This window comes from Sphingomonas sp. LR59, from assembly GCF_036855945.1.
Lineage (GTDB): Bacteria > Pseudomonadota > Alphaproteobacteria > Sphingomonadales > Sphingomonadaceae > Sphingomonas.
The window spans coordinates 3,806,348-3,828,689 of the sequence record NZ_JASPFL010000001.1 but is presented as its reverse complement, the minus strand read 5'-3'; the positions used below and the strand labels follow the sequence as shown (position 1 = coordinate 3,828,689).

General features: G+C 65.4%; 19 protein-coding genes and 3 pseudogenes. 9 read left to right on the top strand and 13 right to left on the bottom strand.

From position 1 onward, the window contains the following. Window positions 1-14: 14 nt before the first annotated feature. Window positions 15-302 (top strand): type II toxin-antitoxin system RelE/ParE family toxin, encoded by a 288-nt coding sequence (locus tag QP164_RS18010; protein WP_333924006.1) that lies wholly within the window; start codon window positions 15-17, stop codon window positions 300-302. 284 nt (window positions 303-586) lie between these two features. On the opposite strand, the gene QP164_RS18005 is transcribed toward QP164_RS18010, so the two are convergent. Then, window positions 587-964 (bottom strand): PRC-barrel domain-containing protein, encoded by a 378-nt coding sequence (locus QP164_RS18005; RefSeq protein ID WP_056065550.1) that lies wholly within the window; start codon window positions 962-964, stop codon window positions 587-589. A 112-nt stretch (window positions 965-1,076) separates the two neighbouring features. On the opposite strand from QP164_RS18005, the gene QP164_RS18000 reads away from it, so the two are divergent. Further along, entirely contained in the window at window positions 1,077-1,658 is a 582-nt protein-coding gene (locus QP164_RS18000; protein ID WP_333924005.1) for a hypothetical protein, read from the top strand. A gap of 683 nt (window positions 1,659-2,341) precedes the next feature. Here QP164_RS18000 and QP164_RS17995 read toward each other — a convergent pair. The 4 genes from QP164_RS17995 to QP164_RS17980 form a co-directional block, all read right to left on the bottom strand. Continuing rightward, complete coding sequence (locus QP164_RS17995; protein WP_333924004.1) at window positions 2,342-2,827, bottom strand: DUF2501 domain-containing protein; 486 nt, start codon at window positions 2,825-2,827, stop codon at window positions 2,342-2,344. Window positions 2,828-2,897: 70 nt separating this feature from the next. Next, window positions 2,898-3,524 carry a hypothetical protein gene (locus QP164_RS17990; protein ID WP_333924003.1) on the bottom strand — a complete coding sequence of 209 codons (627 nt, stop codon included), beginning with the start codon at window positions 3,522-3,524 and terminating at the stop codon, window positions 2,898-2,900. Window positions 3,525-3,568: 44 nt separating this feature from the next. Beyond that, a complete protein-coding gene (locus QP164_RS17985) occupies window positions 3,569-5,086 on the bottom strand; it encodes a fumarate hydratase (RefSeq protein ID WP_333924001.1) in 1,518 nt (505 codons plus the stop codon). Window positions 5,087-5,311: 225 nt separating this feature from the next. Beyond that, complete coding sequence (locus tag QP164_RS17980; protein WP_333923999.1) at window positions 5,312-6,103, bottom strand: hypothetical protein; 792 nt, start codon at window positions 6,101-6,103, stop codon at window positions 5,312-5,314. A 217-nt stretch (window positions 6,104-6,320) separates the two neighbouring features. On the opposite strand from QP164_RS17980, the gene QP164_RS17975 reads away from it, so the two are divergent. Continuing rightward, window positions 6,321-7,022: an NAD-dependent deacylase gene (locus QP164_RS17975; RefSeq protein WP_333923998.1), complete on the top strand. Its 702-nt coding sequence runs from the start codon at window positions 6,321-6,323 to the stop codon at window positions 7,020-7,022. Here QP164_RS17975 and lgt read toward each other — a convergent pair. From lgt to lepB, 4 genes and pseudogenes are all read right to left on the bottom strand, one after another. Beyond that, window positions 7,023-7,861, bottom strand: a pseudogene (gene lgt, locus QP164_RS17970) (prolipoprotein diacylglyceryl transferase). 269 nt (window positions 7,862-8,130) lie between these two features. Then, window positions 8,131-9,072 (bottom strand): GTPase Era, encoded by a 942-nt coding sequence (gene era, locus QP164_RS17965; RefSeq protein ID WP_333923997.1) that lies wholly within the window; start codon window positions 9,070-9,072, stop codon window positions 8,131-8,133. Window positions 9,073-9,332: 260 nt separating this feature from the next. Beyond that, window positions 9,333-9,995, bottom strand: coding sequence for a ribonuclease III (gene rnc, locus QP164_RS17960; protein WP_333923996.1), 663 nt, complete (start codon window positions 9,993-9,995; stop codon window positions 9,333-9,335). Next, window positions 9,928-10,815 carry a signal peptidase I gene (gene lepB / locus QP164_RS17955; RefSeq protein ID WP_443027490.1) on the bottom strand — a complete coding sequence of 296 codons (888 nt, stop codon included), beginning with the start codon at window positions 10,813-10,815 and terminating at the stop codon, window positions 9,928-9,930. Before lepB ends, rnc begins: the two co-directional genes overlap by 68 nt. Window positions 10,816-10,940: 125 nt before the next feature. Here lepB and pgi point away from each other — a divergent pair, with 125 nt between their 5' ends. From pgi to QP164_RS17935, 4 genes are all read left to right on the top strand, one after another. Beyond that, on the top strand, window positions 10,941-12,431 hold the full coding sequence (gene pgi, locus QP164_RS17950) for a glucose-6-phosphate isomerase (protein ID WP_333923994.1): 1,491 nt from the start codon (window positions 10,941-10,943) through the stop codon (window positions 12,429-12,431). A 203-nt stretch (window positions 12,432-12,634) separates the two neighbouring features. Next, entirely contained in the window at window positions 12,635-13,015 is a 381-nt protein-coding gene (locus QP164_RS17945; protein WP_333923993.1) for a DUF4174 domain-containing protein, read from the top strand. A gap of 109 nt (window positions 13,016-13,124) precedes the next feature. Continuing rightward, window positions 13,125-14,498, top strand: a complete 1,374-nt coding sequence (gene gorA / locus QP164_RS17940) for a glutathione-disulfide reductase (RefSeq protein ID WP_333923992.1) — start codon at window positions 13,125-13,127, stop codon at window positions 14,496-14,498. Window positions 14,499-14,568: 70 nt separating this feature from the next. Further along, the gene (locus QP164_RS17935) at window positions 14,569-15,765 is read left to right on the top strand and encodes a thiolase family protein (RefSeq protein ID WP_333923991.1); all 1,197 of its coding nucleotides are present in this window, start codon (window positions 14,569-14,571) and stop codon (window positions 15,763-15,765) included. Window positions 15,766-16,019: 254 nt separating this feature from the next. On the opposite strand, the pseudogene QP164_RS17930 reads toward QP164_RS17935, so the two are convergent. From QP164_RS17930 to QP164_RS17915, 4 genes and pseudogenes are all read right to left on the bottom strand, one after another. Further along, window positions 16,020-17,395, bottom strand: a pseudogene (locus QP164_RS17930) (dihydrolipoamide acetyltransferase family protein). Continuing rightward, on the bottom strand, window positions 17,395-18,402 hold the full coding sequence (locus QP164_RS17925) for an alpha-ketoacid dehydrogenase subunit beta (protein WP_056053047.1): 1,008 nt from the start codon (window positions 18,400-18,402) through the stop codon (window positions 17,395-17,397). Before QP164_RS17925 ends, QP164_RS17930 begins: the two are co-directional and overlap by 1 nt. Before the next feature lie 56 nt (window positions 18,403-18,458). Continuing rightward, window positions 18,459-19,748 carry a thiamine pyrophosphate-dependent enzyme gene (locus QP164_RS17920; protein WP_133030197.1) on the bottom strand — a complete coding sequence of 430 codons (1,290 nt, stop codon included), beginning with the start codon at window positions 19,746-19,748 and terminating at the stop codon, window positions 18,459-18,461. A 138-nt stretch (window positions 19,749-19,886) separates the two neighbouring features. Then, window positions 19,887-20,905: pseudogene (locus QP164_RS17915) on the bottom strand (fumarylacetoacetate hydrolase family protein). A 151-nt stretch (window positions 20,906-21,056) separates the two neighbouring features. On the opposite strand from QP164_RS17915, the gene QP164_RS17910 reads away from it, so the two are divergent. Then, window positions 21,057-21,323, top strand: a complete 267-nt coding sequence (locus QP164_RS17910; protein WP_132896052.1) for a DUF6894 family protein — start codon at window positions 21,057-21,059, stop codon at window positions 21,321-21,323. 181 nt (window positions 21,324-21,504) lie between these two features. Then, window positions 21,505-22,233 carry a Crp/Fnr family transcriptional regulator gene (locus QP164_RS17905; protein ID WP_132738217.1) on the top strand — a complete coding sequence of 243 codons (729 nt, stop codon included), beginning with the start codon at window positions 21,505-21,507 and terminating at the stop codon, window positions 22,231-22,233. The last annotated feature ends 109 nt before the right edge of the window (window positions 22,234-22,342 follow it).

The window sequence follows — 22,342 nt, the reverse complement described above, 5'->3', positions numbered from 1 at the left end:
ATTGATTGTGGCTTATGATCCGCAGCTTTCACGACAATGAGGCCGAGCACGTCCATAGTGGGCGGCGTAGCCGCAAGCTGCCTGCAGATATTCAGCAAACCGCGCGACGCAAGCTCAGACAGCTTGATAACGCCGGAAAGTTAAACGACTTACGTATTCCGATAGGCAACCGGTTGGAGCAGTTGAAAGGCTACTTGCCATTGCGGTATAGCATTCGGATCAACGACCAGTGGCGGATCACCTTCCACTGGCTCGACGGAGGCGCGGACGATGTCCGGATTGAGGATTACCACCGCGGATAACGACCGGTTGGGCAACGTCCACCCAGGTGATATCCTGCGCGAAGATTTTCTGATCGGGAGCGAAGTTTCGTTTGAAGATGTCGCGCGGGACGCTCTGATCAATCTAGCGCTTCTTCGTGAAATCGTGGCAAGCAAAAGGGATATCGATCCTTCGATTGACGCCCGCCTGACCCGGTATTTTGGGATGTCAGACGGGTTTTTCTGCGCCTCCAAATTAGTTACGACGTCGAAGAGGTCAAGCGCAACGAAGCCGATGCGCTTGACCGGATCGTTCCGCGCGCAGCTTAGCCGACGACGAGGTCTTCGCTGCTCGACCCGTAATAGCTTGCGACGCGGTCGGCATAGGCCTGGTCGAAGACGGGCGCGTTGTTCGCCCAGCTCGGGCCGCCTTCGAGGACGCGCTTGTCGATCGTGACGACGTAGAGGTCGCGGACGGCGTCGAACTGGAGCAGCGCGAACGGCAGCGGGTAGAAGCTCTTGCCCATGCCGAGGAAGCCGCCGAGGCTGAGGACGGCGTGGGTGACGCGGCCGGTGCCCTTGTGGACCATGAACGCGTGGACCGAGCCGACATTGTCGCCATCGCGGCTCTCGACCTTCATCGTGCCGGAGATGTTCGACTGGACGAGCAGCTGGGTGGGCGTCTGGGCGGCGGTATCGGACATGGACGTTCTCCTGATTTCTTCCGTCGTTGAACCGGTATCACCGTGCGGCGGTTCCCGCCGGGCGCGCTTCGTCGTACTTGAGCGACCGCCGGGCGTGCCGCATAGCGATGCGATGCGCACTCCGTCCCCTCACCTCGTCGGCTTGCGATCGCTTGCCCGCCCTCTCGTCCTAGCGCGGCTTGCCGGTCTGGCGACGCTCGCGTCGATCGCGGGCTGCGTTCCGCCGCCGCGTGCGGAAGCGCCGCCCCCGCCGCGTACCATTACGACGGCGCCTGCCCCGGAGCCGCGTCCGGCACCTATTGCTGCCGACTGGCGCGACTGGCCGTATTCGCCGGGGACGTGGGTGTACCGCCGCGATGCGCGCGGCTCGATCGCTTTGTTCGGGCCGGCCAATGCCGATGCCTCGCTGACGGTGCGATGCGACACCGCGGCGCGCCAGGTCTATCTGTCGCGCGCGGGCAGTACGCCGACGCCGCTGACGATCCGCACGTCGAGCGTGACGCGCGCCGTGTCCGTACAACCGACCGGGGGCACGCCGCCCTATGTCGCGGCTGCGCTGATGCCGAACGATTCGTTGCTGGAGGCGATGGGGTTCAGTCGCGGGCGGTTCGTCGTCCAGCAGGCCGGACTGCCGCCGCTCGTCGTGCCCGCCTGGGCCGAGATCGAGCGCGTCACCGAGGATTGCCGCGGCTGATTTCGGTGAAGTGGCAGTCGAACAGGATTGCCCGAAAACTTCCGTAAAACAAGGCTTGTATCGCAGGCGCGGTCGGCACACATTGGCGTTGCGGTCAGGCTTGGCCGCGTTGTTTCAACAAGCGAAAGGAGGTGATCCGATGTCTCATGGTTCAGCAGTGAGTTCGGTTCGGTTCGTTCGGGGGACGCACCGCTAACGCCGCCGACATGCGTGGGGAGTATCCTCTCCCAGTCAACGCGTGTGTCACAGGATAAGCGGTACGCATGGTCCTCCGGGCTGGAACTCTCCGGCCGCTGACCATGTCAGGAGGCTGTCGGGTCGTCGGGAGACGATCCGGCAGCCTCTTTTCGTTTGTGGGAGTGTCGGGGCGTGGTGGCATGCAGCGCTCGGGGCAAACCCATTGCCCGGCCCGCGCCGCCTAATGTGGGGCCAATTCCAGACTCCACCGCGCTACGGACTTGATCGTTTAGGTTTTGCGGCATTGTGTGGCCGAAACTATTCAGAGATTCCGGGACGTTTGGCACGCCGCCGTTCGTGACGGATCGAAGGGCAGCGCACGTCCTTGCTCTCCCGCGAAGGCGGGAGCCCAGTCTGGATCCCCGCCTTTGCGGGGAAACATGCTGGTTCAGGTGCACAGGCGGCGCTTTGCCCCGTAGAGGCGCCGGCTGCCCAAGACCGCCGCCCTAAAGGAACGACTTCGCCCGGTTGAGGACGATGCTGCACATCCGCGTTTTCACCTGCCCGCCGAGATCGTCGAGCGAAAACGCCTGGCCGTTCGGCGCCTGTACTTCGCCTTCCTGTCCCGCCGCGTAGCCCGGCGACGTCTGCACGCCCTGTCGTCCGGTCAGACGCTGGAGGATCGACTGCGCGCCGGTGGCCGGGGCCTTCGCGCTGCCCGCTCGTGGCGCTGCATTCCGTCCGCCGGTTAAGGCGCCGAGCGCACCACCTTGCCCGAGCAGATTGTTCTTAAGGCAATAGCCGAGCAACCCGGCGGCATTGCCCGCGCCGATCGATCCGACGTTCGGTAGCGCACCACCTAGCAGACCACCAAGTCCGCCGAGGCTGCCCAAGCCGCCCTGCGTCGGCGCTGATTGCGGCGCGGTGGTCTGTGCCGAGGCCGTGGTCGCGAGGGCGAAGGCTGCGACGAGGGCGATTGCGGTCTTGGGCATGATGAGCGTGCTCCGATAAGGTCGTATTACCAACAGGACTGGCCCGGGTGCGTTCCGGGCTCGGCTTCGTTCAACCGCCCGCGAAGAACGCGTCGACCGATCCGCGCTTGGCGCCCAACGCCGCCGCGACCCGTCGGCGAGCATCGTAATATACCAGCGCCGGCGCGGCCGGATCGGTCTGTCGAAGGCGGGCGGCCTCCGCGTCCGTCAGGCTGCTCTCGCCCGCGACATAATCCGCATACCCCTCCTGCTGCCAGGTCGGGAGCATAGCACTGCGCACTTCGCCAAGATGGTTGGCGATCATGATGTGCGTCGTCTCGTGCGCGATCACGCCGGACAGCGTCCGGGTACCGCCGATCGCACGACCGTTCGTCACGCGATCCGCGGCGACGTCGCTGCGGTTGAAGACGATCGCCGAACTGAAGGGCCGGCGGAATGCAAAGGCACCCGGCGACTGGATCGCCAGAAGGCGCCAGCGCCAGCCACCGTCCGTCAGGAACAGCGAGCGATCGAGCGAGCCGGTGTAGAGCGGACTGGCGCGCAGCAACCCTTCCGCGCGCGCCAGTTCGCCGGCAATCCGCGGATCGATCGGACGCTCGGCATAGACGGTGACGGTGCCGATCCGCTGCTCATGCGGAAACGCTAGCAACTGCGGCGCGTAGACGACCGCGACGGCAAGCAGAAGGAGGAAGGCCACGACCCACCGGACGGGCCCCCGCCCCCTTCTGCCTGCGCGCGTCGTCATGCCGGCGTCAGCAAGCCTTCGCGCGCGATCTTCTCGCGCCACACCAGCGGTGCAAGCTGGTGGACGTTCTCGCCCGCGGAATCGACCGCGACGGTCACTGGGAAGTCGCTGACCTCGAACTCGTAGATCGCTTCCATCCCGAGATCCGCAAAGCCGACGACCTTCGAACCCTTGATCGCGCGCGCGACCAGATACGCAGCCCCACCGACCGCCATGAGATACGCCGACTTGGCCTCCGCGATCGCCTTGGTCGCATCGCCGCCGCGCTCCGCCTTGCCGACCATCGCCAGCAGGCCTTGGTCGAGCATCATCCGCGTGAACTTGTCCATCCGCGTCGCCGTGGTGGGGCCCGCAGGTCCGACGACTTCCTCGCCAACCGGATCGACCGGGCCAACGTAGTAGATCACGCGACCCTTGAAATCTACCGGCAGCGGCTCGCCCGCATCAAGCATGTCCTTGATCCGCTTGTGCGCCGCATCGCGCCCAGTCAGCATCTTGCCGTTGAGCAACAGGCGGTCGCCGTGCTTCCAGGTTTGCACGACTTCGGGCGTCAGCGTGTCGAGATCGACACGGATCGCGGCCTTGTCGGGCGTCCAGTTGACGTCGGGCCATTCCTCCAGCTTCGGCGCTTCCAGATACACCGGGCCCGAGCCGTCGAGCACGAAATGCGCGTGGCGGGTGGCGGCGCAGTTCGGGATCATCGCCACCGGCTTCGACGCGGCGTGGGTCGGCCAGTCGAAGATCTTGACGTCGAGGATGGTGGACAGCCCGCCCAAGCCCTGCGCGCCGATACCGAGCGCATTGACCTTGTCGTAGATCTCGATCCGCAGCGCCTCGATGTCGTTCTTCGGGCCGCGCGCCTTCAGCTGTGCCATGTCGATCGAGCCCATCAGCGACTGCTTGGCGAGGATCATCGACTTTTCTGCGGTGCCGCCGATGCCGATCCCTAGCATGCCGGGCGGGCACCAGCCGGCGCCCATCTGCGGGATCATCTCGAGCACCCAGTCGACGATCGAGTCGGATGGGTTCATCATCTTGAACTTCGACTTGTTCTCACTGCCGCCGCCCTTCGCCGCGACGTCGATCGAGACGGTGTTGCCGGGCACCATCTCGACATGCATCACGCTCGGCGTGTTGTCCTTGGTATTGCGGCGGGTGAAGGCGGGGTCGGCGAGGATCGACGCACGCAGCTTGTTCTCCGGGTTGAGATACGCCTTCCGAACACCCTCATCGATCACTTCCTGCAGCGAGCGGGTCGACTCAAGACGGCAATCCTGGCCCCATTTGACGAAGATCGTGACGATCCCGGTGTCCTGGCAGATCGGGCGGTGGCCCTCCGCGCACATCCGGCTGTTGGTCAGGATCTGCGCGATCGCATCCTTGGCGGCGGGGCTCTGCTCGGCCTCGTACGCGACGCCCAGCGCGCGAATGTAATCCATCGGGTGGTAGTAGCTGATGAACTGGAGTGCGTCGGCGACGCTTTCGATCAGGTCGGCTTCGGTGATGACGGTCATGCAGCGCCTTTACGGATACAGGTTTGCAGACGTCTTAGCGGCGATCGTGCGATTTTTGAAGACGGGGTCACGTCACAGACCATGGCGAGCGCGATCACGCAGATCCAAGCGGTGAAGGTCGGCGTGTCGCGTCGATGCCAAACGAAAGGGGCTGGAACGATGATCCCGCCACTCCAGCCCCCTTGCTTTGATCACCGAGGTACCGGCCCGATGGCCGCGCGGTGATTACATCGGTGGCGTCAGGCCGTCCTTGCCCACTGCGACCGACCTGGCGCCCTTGGAGTCCGCCGAGATGATCGCGAACAGCTTCTGGCCCTTGGCGAGGACGGTGCGCTCGGCCGGCTCGAACCGGACGATCGGCGTGCCGACGGGGACGACGACCTGGGCCTTGCCGCCCTTGTACGAGATGCTCAGCTTGGTCTCGCCGGGCTTGCCTGCGCCACCTGTGACCGTGCCATTCGTCATGCCGCTCTGCTGCGCGACCGTGCCGTTGGTCATCGCACTCTGGCCATCGACGGTGCCGTTGGTCATCGCGCTCTGCCCGTCGACGGTGCCGTTGGTCATTGCGCTGGACCCGTTCGTGCCGCCGCCTGCAGCCGCGACCGCGCCGGGGACGTCCCAGGGATAATGACCCTCGCCGGTGCCGCGCATCGCCTCGGGGAAGATCACCAGTTCGACCGCGCGCAGCGCGTCGTCGGGACCGGTCGTCGCGGTACCGATGAAGTCGCCGTCCTTGAGCGTCGACAGGTCGGACTTCACCACCCAGGCGAACTTGGTGTTCGCGTCGAGCGGAACGGTGGCCGACTTGCCGTCATAGGTCTGGACGGTCAGCGCGTCGGTACCGATCGCGGTGATGACGCCGCGTACACGGTTTACGGCCGGGGTCGCGCTCGCCGCGGTGGTGTTGCCCATGGCGATGTTTGCGGTCGAGGTGTTCGAGTCCGTCGAAGTCGTCTGACCACAGCCGCCAAGGACCGCGACCACGCCGCTCAGCAGCATCAGCTTTTTCGTCAACATCGCAGTAAATCCTTCACAATATCAAGGCGTAGCGCCGAGACGGCACCGGCGATCGGTTCGCAGACGGCCATGATGATATGGTCGATGTGGCTCACCGCCGGAAGGGGCAATCGGTCGCATGCTACGGGCAGCGTCGGCGAGTGAGTGTTGGGCCATTTCGGCGGCGGCAGGGCGACTTCGGCTTTCCGCGCGGCGCTGCTCCGCCTAGAATGCGCCGATGCAGGATATCAGAAACATCGTCGTCCTGACGGGCGCGGGCATCTCGGCGGAGAGCGGGATCGCGACGTTCCGCGGGCCGGGCGGCTTGTGGGAGGGGCACCGGGTCGAAGATGTCTGCACGCGCGAGGCGCTCGCAGCGGATCCGGAACTGGTGCACCGGTTCTACGATCTGCGCCGCGCTGCGTTGGCGACGGTCGAGCCCAATGCCGCGCACCGTGCGCTGGCGCGGCTGGATGCAGAATGGGCGGGCGAGTTGCTGATCGTCACGCAGAATGTCGACGATTTGCACGAGCGGGCGGGCGCGACGCGGATGCTCCATATGCATGGCGAGTTGCTTTCGGCCTTGTGTGCCGCGTGCGGTGCGCGCGAGCCTTGGGCGGGCAGCCTGCCGGAGGGGTCGGCGTGCGGCGCGTGTGGCTCGGCGGCGCTGCGGCCGGACATCGTGTTCTTCGGCGAGATGCCGTACCAGATGGAACGGATCGAGGCGGCGTTGGCGAAGGCCGACCTGTTCGTGTCGATCGGCACGTCGGGGGCGGTGTATCCGGCGGCGGGGTTCGTACAGACCGCGGCGTATCATGGGGCGCGGACGCTGGAACTGAACCTCGATCCGTCGATGGGGAGCGTGTTCTTCGAGCAGACGCGGATCGGTGCGGCGGGCGTGCTGGTGCCGTCGTGGGTGGACGAAGTGCTGGGCCGATAGTCAGGCAGGCACGGGCGTTACGGACGATCGCGTATAGGACCGCCCCCAGAACCAGATACCCGCCACGATCATCGGCACGCTCAGCGTTTGCCCCATCGTCAGTCCCCACCACAGGTGATCGAGTCCGGCGTCGGGCTGGCGGACGAATTCGAGCAGGAAGCGCGCAGTGCCGTAGAGGGTCAGTCCGGTGCCGAGCAGCCGTCCCGGGCGAAGCCGCGCGTCGGTGCGCCAGAACAGATATGCGAGCACGATCATGGTCACGCCCCCTCGAGCGCGGCTTCGTATAGCTGGCTGGGGTGGCGGGGGATGCCGTCCTGCGTGCCGGGGAAGATCACCGCCCAGGGCAGCGAACTGGGCCGGCCCCACAACTCACCGTTCACGAAATTGGCGATCCGTACCAGCACGAGCCCAAACGGCGTCGCGCACGCAACATAGTCGCAGACGCGGAGCAGCGAGAGGCGATGGCGGCGGGTGAACGCGATCAGGCTGACGATCACGCCGAGGAACCCGCCATGCAGCGACATCCCGCCCCGCCAGAGTTTCAGCACGTCCAGCGGATCGCGCCAGATCTCCGGCCGGTAGAACAGGCAATAGCCGAGGCGGCCGCCGAGTATGATGCCGAGCGTCAGATAGAAGACGAGGTCGTCGACATGGCGTTCAGCCATCGGCGCGCCGGATCGCCCGAGCATTTTCCGCAGATACCACCAGCCCAGGGCGATCATCGCGATGTAGCTGAGCGCGTACCATCTGAGCTGGAACAGGCCGAAATCCCAGGCGACCGGGGAAAGAGGAAGCTGGTCATAGCGGATCGCGGACGTCGCATCGATCATGATCGGCATCGTGTGGTCCTCGTCCGGCTGAGCGGGCGTAGGGACGATAGCATGCGCGGGTAAGAGGACGGCGCAGTTTCGACCGGGCGATCAAGTAACGGTTTTACTATTGCGGGATCGAATCGTGGAAAAACTGACCCAGCTTGTTCGAACTCTACACCACCCCGGCGAAGGCCGGGGCCCAATTAGAAAGGTCGAAGTGACGGATCGTTGTCCGCAGTTACGACCGTCCACCAATTGGGCCCCGGCCTTCGCCGGGATGGAATATTTTCGCGGGTTCAGTCGACCCAGTCTAGGCCCATGTCGCGGTAGACTTCGCGGTCTTCGTCCCAGCCCGGCTTTACCTTTACGTGCAGGTATAGATGGACGGGCTTGCCGGTGATCGAGGCGAGTTCGATGCGGGAGCGGGCGCCGATTTCCTTGATGCGGACGCCGCCCTTGCCGAGCACGATCGCGCGCTGGGTGGGGCGTTCGACGAGGATCTGCTGGTGGATCTCCAGCGAGCCGTCCTGGCGTTCGATATACTGCTCGGTCTCGATCGTGCTCGCATAGGGGAGTTCGGCGTGGAGCTGGAGATAGAGCTGTTCGCGCGTGACCTCGGAGGCCAGCGCGCGCTCGGTCGAGTCGGAGACCTGGTCCTCGGGGTAGTGCCACGGACCTTCTGGCATCGCCTTGGCGAGTTGCGTCTTGAAGTGGGCGAGGCCGTCGCCGGTGCCGGCGCTGATGAAGAAGGTCTCGGCGAACGGGAGCAGCGCGTTCAGTTTCTCGGCGTGGATCAGCAGCTTGGTCTTGTCGGCGAGATCGACCTTGTTGAGGATCAGCCAGATCGGCTCGGTGCGGCCGACCAGCGACTCGACGATCGTCGTCACCTTGCCGCCGATGCCACCCTTCGCGTCGACCACCAGTGCGATGATGTCGGAGCCTTCAGCACCACCCCAGGCGGCGGCGACCATCGCGCGGTCGAAGCGGCGCTTGGGCTCGAAGATGCCGGGGGTGTCGACGAGCAGGATCTGCGTGTCGCCCTCGATCGCGACGCCCATCAGCTTGGCGCGTGTCGTCTGTGCCTTGGGGCTGACGATCGCGACCTTCTGGCCAACGAGCGCGTTGACGAGCGTCGACTTGCCCGCGTTCGGCGCGCCGACGATGGCGACTAGGCCGCAATGCTTGGGGGCGGAGATTTCAGGCGTGGTAGGTTCGGTCACTAAAGCTCTTTTCGGCATCGGGATATTCGGGTGCGGTCATACAGACAAAACGCCCTCGCGTCATTCCCGCCGAACTACGGCACTGTCGCCGCGTCGAGCGCAGTTTTAGGAAGGCAGTTATTTCGCGCAGAGGCGCAGAGGACGCGGAGATGATGCGAATGAGGCGCGTGACCGCCGCGATCACATCCCGCCGAGTATCTCGGTGTCTTGCCGGGCACGACCGTGCCCCAAGCGTACCACCTCCGCGTCCTCTGCGCCTCTGCGCGAACAAATCCTTCTTAGCCGAGCTTCTCCAGCAGCGCCTTGGCCGCGGCAGTCTCGGCTTCCTGTTTGCTGGAGCCCGTCGCAGTCGCTTCGGCTAGCTTGCCGACTGACACCAGCATCGTGAATTTGGGGGCGTGGCCGGGGCCGGTGCGTTCGACGATGGTATATTCGGGGGGCTTGCGGTTGTGCGCGGCGGCCCATTCCTGGAGCGCGGACTTGGGGTGTTGCGGGGCTTTTGCGCCCGCCTGGACACGGTCGCCCCATGCGCCGCGGACGAAGGCGCGGGCGGCATCGAGGCCGGCTTCCTGGTACCAGGCGCCGATCAGCGCTTCCATCACGTCGCCGAGCACGTTGTCGCTGTCGCTGGCGCCGTCGTCGCGCGCCTGCTTGCCGAGTTTTAGATGCGCGCGGACGCCGAGTTCTCGCGCCACGTCGGCGCAGACCGGGCCGGTGACGAGTGCGTTTAGGCGCTTCGACAGCGAGCCCTCGGGGTCGGTCACGAACAGTTCGTATAGCCACTCGGCGATGATCAGGCCGAGCACGCGGTCACCGAGGAACTCGAGTCGCTCGTAGTTCGCCGCGGCCTGGCTGCCGTGGGTCAGCGCGCGTTCAAAGGGGGCGAGGTTGGTCGGTACGCGGCCGAAGAGCGTCTTCAGCCAGCCGGCGAGGTCGCTCAAAGCCTTCCCCGATACGGCTCCAGCGCGCGGCACTGACCCAGGTCCAGGGCTTCAGCCATTCGGCATTGCCGTCGGTCGAGAAGAAGTTGACGACGGCCTTGCCCTCGACGTTCTCGAGCGGGACGTAGCCCATGCCCTGCGGCGCGGGGAAGCGGCTGTCGCCGCTGTCGTCGCGGTTGTCGCCCATCACGAAGATGTGCCCGGCGGGGATCGTGTAGAGCCCGGTGTCGTCGCGATCGGGGAGTTCGGCCTGGTCGAGAACTTCGTAGCTGCGGCCGGCGGCCCCGTTCTCGCCAGGGAGCGTTTCGCGGAAGCGGGGGTAGCGGCAGATCTGCACGTTGGCGACGACGTCGACGAACGGCGCGCCGCATTTCTCGGCGTTGAAATTGGCGGTGAGCGGGATCGTGAAGTCGGCGATGCGGAGCTTCGGGATTGCCTTGCCGTTGAGGTAGACGGTGCCCTGCCGCATCTGGATCGTCTCGCCGGGCAGGCCGATGACACGCTTGATGACGTCGTGGTCGAGCACTTCGGGCGCGCGGAAGACGACGACGTCGCCGCGCGTCGGCGTGCTGCCGAAGATGCGCCCGGGAATCAGCGGTACACCCGCGGGGAGCGACCAGCGCGAATAGCCGTAGTTCCACTTCGAGACGAAGAGATAGTCGCCGATCAGCAGCCGGGGCAGCATCGATTCGGACGGGATGCTGAACGGCGCGAAGATGAAGCTGCGCAGGATCAGCACGACCACCGCGAGCTTCAGCAGAAAGCGGAACGTCTCGCTCGTTTCGGAGCGCTTGGGTTTGGTCTTCACGTCATTTGCCATGTGCGCGGGTTTGCGCAGACCGCGCCTATCGTCAAGCGTGTGCGGGATACGTGTCACCGAAAGAACGTTGTCGCGGTCTCGCGCTTGCAGCATGACCGGCGCGCACGTCTATTCGGAGAAGTAGCATGACCGCCGACTGGTCCAAGATCGAAGCCCTGCCCGCCACCACGCTGACCGACCTGTTCGCAGCGGACTCGGAGCGCCTCTCGAAGCTGAGCCTCGATGTCGCGGGGATCCACTTCGACTGGTCGAAGACGCATCTGACGACGGACATGGTCACCGCGTTCGAGGAGATGGCGAAGGCGCAGGACCTGTCGGGCAAGCGGCAGGCGCTGTTCTCGGGCGAAATCGTCAACGTCACCGAGGGCCGCGCGGTCGAGCACACCGCCGAGCGCGGCGAGGGCAAGCCTGAGAGCGTCGCGATCGCGCAGGCCAGCCACCAGCGCATGCGGACGCTGATCGATGCGATCGAGGCCGAGGCGCTGGGTCCGGTGCGGCATATCCTGCATGTCGGGATCGGTGGGTCGGCGCTGGGGCCGCAGTTGCTGGTCGATGCGCTGGGGCGTGAGGACAAGCGCTACGACGTCGCGATCGTCGCCAATGTCGACGGCGTTGCGCTGGAGGACGTGTTCGCGAAGTTCGATCCGGCGGCGACGCTGCTCGTGGTCGCATCGAAGACCTTCACCACGACCGAGACGCTGATGAACGCCGAAAGCGTGCTGCAGTGGATGACCGAGCATAATGTCGAGGACCCTTACGGCCGCGTGATCGCGCTGACCGCGTCGCCCGAAAAGGCGATGGAATGGGGTGTCGACGAAACGCGCATCCTGCCGTTCGCGGAGAGCGTCGGTGGGCGGTATTCGCTGTGGTCGACGATCGGTTTCCCGGCGGCGATCGCGCTTGGCTGGGACAAGTTCGAGGAGCTGCTCGAGGGTGCGGCCGAGATGGACCGGCATTTCCGACTCTCCGCGCTGCACGAGAACGCGCCGGCGCTCGCGGCGTTCGCTGACCTCTATTACACGCAGATCCGCCATGCCGAGACGCGCGCGCCGTTCGCGTATGACGAGCGGTTGCGGTTGCTGCCGAGCTATCTCCAGCAGCTTGAGATGGAATCGAACGGCAAGTCGGTGACGGTCGACGGCCAGCCGCTCGGGCGTCCGTCGGCGGCGATCACTTGGGGCGGCGTCGGCACCGAGGCGCAGCATGCGGTGTTCCAGTTGCTCCACCAGGGCACGCATCTCGTGCCGGTCGAGTTCATCGCGGTGATCGAGCCGGGCGACACGCTGCCCGAGGAGCATCACCGTGCGCTGTTGCTGAATGCGTTTGCGCAGGGTGCGGCGCTGATGGCGGGCAAGCAGGTCGAGGATCCGGCGCGGAGCTATTCGGGCGACCGGCCGTCGTCGACGCTGCTGCTCGACGATCTCGACGCGCACACGCTGGGCGCGCTGATCGCGTTTTACGAGCACCGGGTGTTCGTGAACGGAGTGCTGCTGGGGATCAATTCGTTCGACCAGTTCGGAGTCGAGCTTGGGAAGGAAATGGCGAAGGCGGCGGAGAAGGGCGGACAGACGTTCGATCCTTCGACGGATGATCTGATCAAGCGCGCGTTTGGGTGAGGTTGGGGGAGGGCGGTCCCCTCCCCTTTGTCTGTAATCCAATTACCCAACCCAAAAACGCACCACCCCGGCGAAGGCCGGGGCCCAGTTGGGTGAACCGCAGTTTGCCACACCAAAGCCTCACCAACTGGGCCCCGGCCTTCGCCGGGGTGGAGGTCGGTTGTTGTAGGTATGGAGCACTCTTTACCATACCGCGTTACGCCATGATGCTACTACTCCTTGCCGTCGCGCTCGCCGCCTCACCCACCGTCGCGCAGATGAAGTGGGAGCGGCGCGTGTTGATCGTCTCCGCCTCGACCGCTGAAGATCCCGCGCTTGCTGAGCAGCGTCGCATTCTCGCCGGGTGGAAAACCGACGCTGTCGCGCGCGACCTCACCATCGTCGAAATCGTTGGTGACACTGTCCGCGGCGCGAGCAACCCAGCCGCGACGCTCCGCCGCCGATACAACCTCCCCACCCGCTTCACCGCGATCCTCATCGGCAAGGACGGCGGCGAGAAACTGCGCAGCGCCAAGCCCTTCCCCGCCGCCGCACTGGAAGCGACGATCGACGCGATGCCGATGCGCAAGGCCGGTCAGCGATAGACCCAGCCGATCAGCGTGATCGCCGCGCCGGGGTTGTGGCGTCGCGCCCCCTGCCCCAGATGGCATGCAAAGCCGCTCCCAAGCGGCACGCGACGTACAAGGACTGCCCGTGACCGACACCACATCCGCGACCGATACCCAATTCGACTACGACCTCTTCGTCATCGGCGCAGGCTCGGGCGGGACGCGCGCCTCGCGCGTTGCCGCCGCCCACGGGGCACGCGTCGCGGTTGCCGAGGAATACCGGGTCGGCGGCACCTGCGTCATCCGCGGCTGCGTGCCGAAGAAGCTGCTGATCTACGGCGCGCATTTCGCCGAGGATCTGAAGGACGCAAAACGCTTCGGCTGGCAGGTGCCCGATGACTGCGCGTTCAGCTGGCCGACGCTGCGCGACAACGTCATGGAGGAGGTCGACCGGATCAACGGCGCCTACACGACCACGCTGCAGAACAATCACGTCGACATCATCCACCAGCGCGCGGTCGTCTCCGGGCCCAACGAAGTCACGCTCGCCGATGGCACCGTCAAGACCGCCGCGAAGATCCTGATCGCGGTCGGCGCGCACCCGCTGGTGCCCGGATTCCCCGGCGCCGAGCACGGCATCACCTCGAACGAGGTGTTCCACCTCGACGACGTGCCGAAGCGCGTGCTGATCGCGGGTGCAGGCTATATCGCCAACGAGTTCGCCGGGATCTTCCACCAGTTCGGGTCGCACGTGACTTTGGTCAACCGGACCGATGTGATCCTGCGTGGCTATGACGAGTCGATCCGCGACCGCCTGCTCCAGATTTCGATGAGCAAGGGCATCGATTTCCGCTTCAACGCTGCGTTCGAGAGCATCGAGAAGGACGAGAACGGGTGTCTCACGGTCAGGATGAGCGGACACGAGCCGATCACCGTCGACCTCGTGATGTTCGCGACTGGCCGCCTGCCTAACACCAAGGGCCTCGGGCTCGAAACCGCAGGCGTCGAGATGGACGCGGCAGGCGCGGTGATCGTCGACGAGGACAACCGGTCGAGCTGCGACTCGATCTTCGCGGTCGGCGACGTCACCAACCGGATCCAGCTGACCCCAGTCGCGATCCGCGAGGGGCAGGCGTTCGCCGACACCTTCTTCGGCAACAAGCCCACGCGCGTCGATTACGCCAACGTCCCCGCGGCTGTGTTCAGCCACCCGCCAATGGCTGGCGTCGGCATGACCGAGTCTCAGGCGAAGGAGGCGCTCGGTTCGGTGAAGGTCTACACGTCGGACTTCCGCCCGATGAAGAACGTGCTGGCGGGCCGCAACGAGCGCTCGCTGTACAAGATGATCTGCGATGGCGAGACCGACCGCGTGGTCGGCATCCACATGATCGGTCCGGACTGCCCGGAGATCCTTCAGTCCGCCGCGGTCGCGGTGAAGGCGGGGCTGACCAAGGCCGATTTCGACGCGACCGTTGCGCTGCATCCGACGATGGCGGAAGAGCTTGTCTTGATGAAGTGAAACCTTCAGGCTTTGCGTTGCGGGAACGACGCGGTAGATCGCGCATACCCGATCCTCGAAAGGTCCCAGCATGCGTGAAGCCGCCATCGTCTCGACCGCCCGTACCGCTATCGGCAAGGCGTATCGCGGCGCGTTCAATGCGACCGAGGCGCCGGTGCTGGCGGGGCATGTGATGAACGCGGTGGTCGAGCGCGCAGGGATCGATCCGGCGCGGATCGACGAGGTGTTCTGGGGCGTCGGCAACCAATGGGGGACGCAGGGCGGTAACGCCGGACGGATGGCGATCTTTGCGGGCGGGCTGCCGGAATCGGTGCCGGCGTTTACGCTCGACAGGAAATGTGGGTCGGGGCTGACCGCCGTGGCACTCGCGGCGCGGACGATCATGTGCGACGAGGCGGATGTCGCGCTTGCCGGCGGGATGGAGTCGATCAGCTACACCGTGACCAAGGATGCGCCGCGCTACGTCAACGCGAGCGTAATCGCCAAGGAACCGGCAGCGTATATCCCGATGATCGAGACCGCAGAGATCGTCGCGGAGAAATACGGCATCAGCCGCGAGGCGCAGGACGCCTACGCCGCGATGAGCCAGCAGCGTGCCGCCGCCGGGTTGGCGAACGGGGCATTTGCCGAGGAGATCGTGCCGATCACGGTCGAGAAAGCGCTGTTCGACAAGCAGGGTGCGCACGCCGGGATCGAGAGCGTCACGCTGTCGCAGGACGAGGGTATTCGCGCCGGCACGACGCTGGAGGGTCTGCGCGGGCTGAAGACGGTATGGCCGGGTGGTGAGTTTTCCGGGCCGGGGTCGAGTGTCACCGCGGGCAATGCGAGCCAGTTGTCGGACGGCGCGTCGGCGCAACTGCTGATGGATCGCAGGACTGCTGAGGCTGAGGGCAAGGACATCCTCGGCATCTATCGCGGGTTCCAGGCGGCGGGGTGCAGCCCGGCGGAGATGGGTATCGGGCCGGTGTTCGCGATCCCGAAGCTGCTCGAGCGTGCGGGGCTGTCGGTCGGCGATATCGGCCTGTGGGAGCTCAACGAGGCGTTCGCGTCGCAATGCCTCTATTGCCGCGATTTCCTCGGGATCGATCCGGAGAAGTACAACGTCAACGGCGGCGCGATCGCGGTCGGCCATCCGTTCGGAATGACCGGCTCGCGGCTCGTCGGGCATGCGCTGATCGAGGGTCGCAAGCGCGGCGTGCGCTATGTCGTGGTGTCGATGTGCACCGCAGGCGGCATGGGCGCCGCGGGGTTGTTCGAAATCGTGTGATCTTCCTGCCTCTCAATGAAGGAGGAGTTGGGGGTGGGTTGGCTGCCGTGTGGTTCAAAACGGTGAGGCCGATCACCGTCATCCCAGCGAAAGCTGGGATCTCACCGTGAGAGCCGCGGCACCCGCCAATCGGGATACCCCAGCTTTCGCTGGGGTGACGGTTGTTGCGCCGTGAAATTATTGCGCTGCTCAAGCCGGCCGACCCACGCCGCCCCCCTTTCAGGGAGGGGGAAGGAAGCGAACAGTTGCCGGACTCAGTCGGCGAAGAGGAGGACGGGGGTTTCGAGGTATTTCTTGAGGCCCTGAACGAAGCTTGCCGCGTCCCAGCCGTCGACGACGCGGTGGTCGCAGCTGATCGACAGGTTCATCAGTTTCGCGCGGACGACCTCATCTCCCTTGAAGACGGGGCGTTCGACGATCTTGTTGGGGCCGATGATCGCGACTTCGGGGCGGTTGATGACCGGAGTCGTCGCGATGCCGCCTAGGGGCCCGAGCGAAGTTACGGTGATCGTGCCGCCGCCCATCTCGTTGGGCGCGAGCTTGCCGGCGCGCGCGGCTTCGGCGAGGCGGGTGATCTCGGCCGCGAGCTGCCAGACGTTGCGGTCCTGCGCGTCGCGGATCACGGGGACGGTCAGCCCCGCGTCTGTCTGTGCAGCCATGCCGAGATGGATTGCGCCGTGGCGCGTGACGACCCCTGCCTCGTCGTCGTAGCGCGCGTTCATCATCGGGAAGTCTGGGATCGTCTTGCAGATCGCGACGATCATCAGCGGGAGCATCGTCAGCTTGGGGCGGCCGCCGCGGTTGGCGTTTAGGTCGGCACGCATCGCCTCCAAGGCGGTGACGTCGATCTCGTCGACATAGGTGAAGTGCGGGATCGCGCGCTTCGATGCGGCCATGTTCTCGGCGATGCGGCGGCGCATGCCGATGACCTTGATGGGCTGGTCTTCGCGGGCGCGCGACGCGTGCGGGGGTGGTAGCCTTCGCCCGAGCCGTAGCGGAGATAGGAGTCGAGGTCGGCGTGGCGGACTCGGTCGGAGTCGGATTTGACCGAGGCGAGGTCGATCCCGAGGTCGCGCGCGCGGGCGCGTACCGCTGGGGAAGCGAGCGCGTGCGCCTTATCCTCCCCGGCACGGGGAGGGGGACCATCCGCAGGATGGTGGAGGGGGCTTCCACGGGCGGAGCGGTCTGCGGGAACATGCCCACCGATGCAGTATCCGCCACCGGCGGGGTCGTTTGCGGCACGCCCCCCACCCCCGGCTTCGCCGGCGGTCCCCCTCCCCGTTTCGGGGAGGAGTTCGACGCCCGGGTTCTCGGCTTCGTATTGTTCGGCGGTCTCGGCCTGCGCCGAGGTCAGCGGCGCGGCGACGACTTCGTCTGCGGCATCGACCGCATCCGTCTCGATCACCACCAGCGCGGCGCCGATCGACACCTGGTCGCCGACTTCGCCCGCGAGTTCGACGACGATTCCGGTCACCGGCGATTCCATCTCGACGGTGGCCTTGTCGGTCATCATGTCGGCGATCGGTGAATCCTCCTCGACACGGTCGCCGATGGCGACGTGCCATGCGACGATCTCGGCCTCGGAGATGCCTTCGCCGATGTCCGGCAGCTTGAAGGTGAAGCGGGCCATTATGCGTCCTTCATGATCTTTTTCAGGGCTTCGCCGATGCGGACGGGCCCCGGGAAATACGCCCATTCGAGGCTGTGCGGGTACGGCGTGTCGAACCCGGTCACGCGCTCGATCGGCGCTTCGAGATGGTAGAAACAGCGTTCCTGGACGATCGCCGACAGCTCAGCGCCGAAGCCGCTGGTGCGGGTCGCCTCGTGGACGATCATGCAGCGACCGGTCTTCTTCACCGACGCCTCGATCGTCTCGATGTCGAGCGGGACGAGCGTGCGGAGGTCGACGATCTCGGCGTCGATCCCGGCCTCGGCGACCACGGCCGCGCAGACATGGACCATCGTGCCATAGGCTAGGATGGTGAGCGCCTCGCCCGCGCGGACGATCTTCGCCTTGCCGAGTTCGATCTTGTAATAGCCGGTCGGGACTTCGCCGGCCGGATGCTTCGACCAGTTCTGCGACGGGCGATCCCAATAGCCGTCGAACGGGCCGTTGTAGATGCGCTTGGGTTCGAAGAAGAGCGTCGGATCATTGTCCTCGATCGCGGCGATCAGCAGGCCCTTGGCGTCGTACGGCGTCGACGGGATCACCGTCTTGATGCCGGACATGTGGGTGAAAAGACCCTCCGGCGACTGGCTGTGCGTCTGGCCGCCGAAGATGCCGCCGCCGAACGGCGAGCGCACCGTGATCGGCGAAGTGAACTCACCCGCCGAGCGATACCGAAGTCGTGCGGCTTCGGAGACGAGCTGGTCGAGCGCAGGGTAGATGTAGTCCGCGAACTGGATCTCGGGGACGGGGCGCAGGCCGTACGCGCCCATGCCGACCGCGACGCCGATGATGCCGCATTCGGTGATCGGGGTGTCGAACACGCGGGTCTTGCCGTGCTTGGCCTGGAGCCCGGCGGTCGCGCGGAAAACGCCGCCGAAATAGCCGACATCCTCGCCCATGACGATCACGTCCGGATCGCGCTCCATCATGATGTCCATTGCGGAGTTGATCGCCTGGATCATGTTCATGCGTGCGGTGGGCTCGGCGTCCGTTGCCTCGGACTCGTGTGCTTGCGTCATGTCGCTCATGCCTTGCGATCCCATGGACGGCCGCTGGCCGTTTCCTCGTCGAGCATTTGCTGGCGCTGCTCCTTCAGATGCCACGGCATCTCCTCGAACACGCCGTCGAACAGCGACTCGAGCGGCTGGTGGAGGCCGTGGCCGAGGATGCCGTTCTTCTCGGCTTCCTTCTGCGCGGCCTTGACCTGCTCGGCGAGTTCCTTGTCCTGTGCCGCGTGGCGCTCCTCGTCCCATTCGCCGATCGCGATCAGGTGATCCTTGAGGCGCTTGATCGGGTCGCCGAGCGGCCAGGCATTGGGTTCGCCTTCGCTGCGATACTGGCCGGGGTCGTCGGAGGTCGAATGGCCTTCTGCGCGATAGGTGAAGTGCTCGATCAGCGTCGGGCCCTGGTTGGTGCGCGCGCGCTCGGCGGCCCATTCGGTCGCTGCGTAGACCGCGAGCGCGTCGTTGCCGTCGACGCGGAGTCCGGCAATCCCATAGCCGACCGCGCGCGCCGCGAACGTCGTCGCCTCGGCACCGGCGAACCCGGAGAAGCTGGAGATCGCCCACTGGTTGTTGACGACGTTGAAGATCACCGGTGCGCGGTAGACCGCGGCGAACGTGCAGGCCGAGTGGAAGTCGCCCTCCGCGGTCGAGCCTTCGCCGCACCAGGTGGCGGCGATCCGCGTGTCGCCCTTGGCGGCGGACGCCATCGCCCAGCCGACAGCCTGCGGATACTGCGTCGTGAGGTTGCCCGAGATCGAGAAGAAGCCGGCTTCCTTGACCGAATACATGATCGGCAGCTGCTTGCCGCCGAGCCGGTCCGCCGTGTTCGAATAAATCTGGTTCATCATGTCGACGAGGCTCCAGCCCCGCGCGATCAACAGGCCTTGTTGACGGTACGAGGGGAAGCACATGTCCTCGTAATCGAGCGCGTAGGCTGCCGCGACCGCGACCGCCTCCTCGCCAAGCGCCTTCATGTAGAAGCTGGTCTTGCCCTGACGCTGCGCACGGAACATGCGCTCGTCGAACGCGCGGAGCAAAGCCATGCTGCGCAACATGCGGCGCATCACGTCGGGCGAAAGCTTGGGGTCCCAGGGGCCGACCGCGTTGCCGTCGTCGTCGAGCACGCGGACCAGCGTATAGGCGAGATCGATGAAGTCGGACGCCTTGTCCGCGGTGTCGGGGCGGCGCGCTTCGCCGGCGGGCGGCACGTCGACTTCGGCGAAGTCCACCGCGTCGCCGGGGCGAAACTTCGGCTCGGGTATATGCAGCGTGAGCGGCTGCAAATTGGCGCGCGGATGCTCGCTTGCCATCGTCATTCCATCTCCATGAGGCCGCTGTGACCGCGGAACACTCTTACCGAGGCTTGTTATTAAATTTCAACGCAGATTGCGAGGGGGAGTTGCGCATTCACGATGTGCCGCGCGGATTTTTCTCCCCCTCCGCAGAATTCAGCCGCCGACGGTCTGTTCGATCACGCCGAAGATCGGATGGCGCTTGTCGTCCTCCGCCCAAATGCGGACGACGTCACCCTGCTTGAGGAACGGCGTGACGGGCTTGCCGCCCTGTATGGTTTCGATAGTCCGGACTTCGGCGAGGCAGGAATAGCCGACGCCACCCTCGGCAACCGACTTGCCGGGACCACCATCGGGGCCGCGGTTCGAGACGGTGCCCGAGCCGACGATCGTTCCCGCGCCGAGCTTCCGGGTCTTGGCGGCGTGGGCGACGAGTGTACCGAAGTCGAACGTCATGTCCTCGCCCGCCTCGGCGCGACCGAGCGGCTGGCCGTTAAGGTCGACCATCAGCTTGCGGTGCAACTTGCCGTCCTTCCACCAGTCGCCGAGCGAGTCGGGGGTGACGAAGACGGGCGAGAACGCGCTGGCCGGTTTCGATTGGAAAAGCCGAAGCCCTTGCCGAGCTCGCCGGGAATCAGGTTGCGCAAGGACACGTCGTTGGTGAGCCCGACCAGCAGGATCGCCGCCAGCGCCTCGTCGCGACTCGCGCCGAGCGGGACGTCGCCGGTGACGACGACCACCTCGCCCTCCATGTCGCAACCCCAGGATTCGTCGGCGAGCGGGATCGGATCGCGGGGCCCGAGGAACCCGTCCGAGCCACCCTGATACATCAACGGATCGTGCCAGAAGCTGTCGGGCATTTCCGCCGCGCGCGCCTGTCGCACGAGCGCAACATGATTCACGTAGGCCGAGCCATCCGCCCATTGATACGCACGCGGCAACGGCGACTCGGCGTCATGCTCGTGGAAGCGCCGCATCGGGATCATCTCGTGCTCGAGATCGGTCGACAGGTTCTTGAGGTCGATCGAAAGCCGGTCCCAGTCGTCGAGCGCGGCCTGCAGCGTCGGCGCGATATGGCTCGCATCAGCGTACCAGGCGAGGTCGTTGGAGACGACCACAAGCTTGCCGTCTCGTCCCCGAGTAGCGTCGGGATGCTTCAGGCTGGCCAGTTTCATGGGGCGGATCCTCTATTGTTTGCACGCATCCTACGCCCGCGACGCTGGTCAAGTCGAGCTTGCTGCGCGCATCGAAACTGATTTTGGTAAGAGCGCAGGGAGCGCCGGCCTGCTAGGAATTGGGCTTGCGTAACGGTTGAGGAAGTCGAGCATGCCCAGATACTTCTTCGACATCGACAACCATAAACACGTCAATGACGACGACGGCACCGATTTGGCCGACGACGAGGTGGCGCGTGTCCAGGCGGTCATTTTCGCGGGCGATTATCTTAGCGATCATCCCGCGATCGCGCGCCACGGCGCACATTTTCGTGTCGCGGTCCGCAACGACCAGGGGCATGTGCTGCTCGCCGTCGCGGTCACGATAGACGAACCGGGAAGCCCTCATGCGGGCGCCTCCGGTTCAATACATGCCTGACGCGGGAGTCGACCGGGCGCCGTGCCCTAAGGACATCGGAACACCCCGCAATAATATAACATGGGTTTTGTCAGTCCGCTCAATCCTGGGATAAGGTGCGACATCCGCCAACGCGCTATCCCAGTGAGGGTGACAGCGAGAAACGAGTGCTCCTGCCCTGATGCGGAGAGTGCACGTGGATATGTCCACCGTGACTGAACAGGTTACACGGAAGTTCGAGTCGCGGATGGCGCTGCGTGCGGATGACCGTGCTCAGATCGCTGCGCTGCCGTTCAAGGTGCGGACGATCGATGCGTCGACCTACATGCTGCGCGAAGGCCAACGTCCGACGCGCTGCGCCTTCATCCTCGCTGGTCTCGCTTATCGGCAGAAGCTGACGCCCAATGGCGAGCGCGAGATCGTGTCGATCCTGATGCCCGGCGAGTTCGTCGACCTCCAGAACCTGTTCCTCGATGAATCCGATCACGACATCCAGGCGCTGACCAGACTGACGTTGGCGGAGGTGCCGATCGTGGCGTTGCGTCAATTTATCGAGGCGTGCCCGACCGCGGGCCAGGCCTTGTGGATCGATGCGCTGGTCGAGGCATCGATCCACCGCGAGTGGCTGCTCAACGTCGGCAGGCGCAACGCGCGCAGCCGGTTGGCGCATCTGCTCTGTGAATTTTCCGTGCGGTTCAAGAAATCGACGCTCGGGGATGCCATGGCCTACGAGTTGCCGATGACTCAGGAACAGCTTGGCGACGCGCTTGGGCTGACCCCCGTGCATGTGAACCGTGTCTTGAAATCGCTCGAGAACGACGGGCTGATCGCGCGCAAGAAGCGGCAGGTAAGCGTGACCGACTGGCCCCGCCTGCGCGACGCCGCGGAGTTCAACGAGCGCTATCTGCATCTGGGCCAGATCCGGACCTGACGTCGCCAGGGGTGCGAAAAGGGGCCGAAGGTTGACTTTTCGACTGTGGTTCGCCAAATGGCGGCCATCGAGGCGTAATGCAGCGTGATTGGACCTTAGGGTCTTAGCT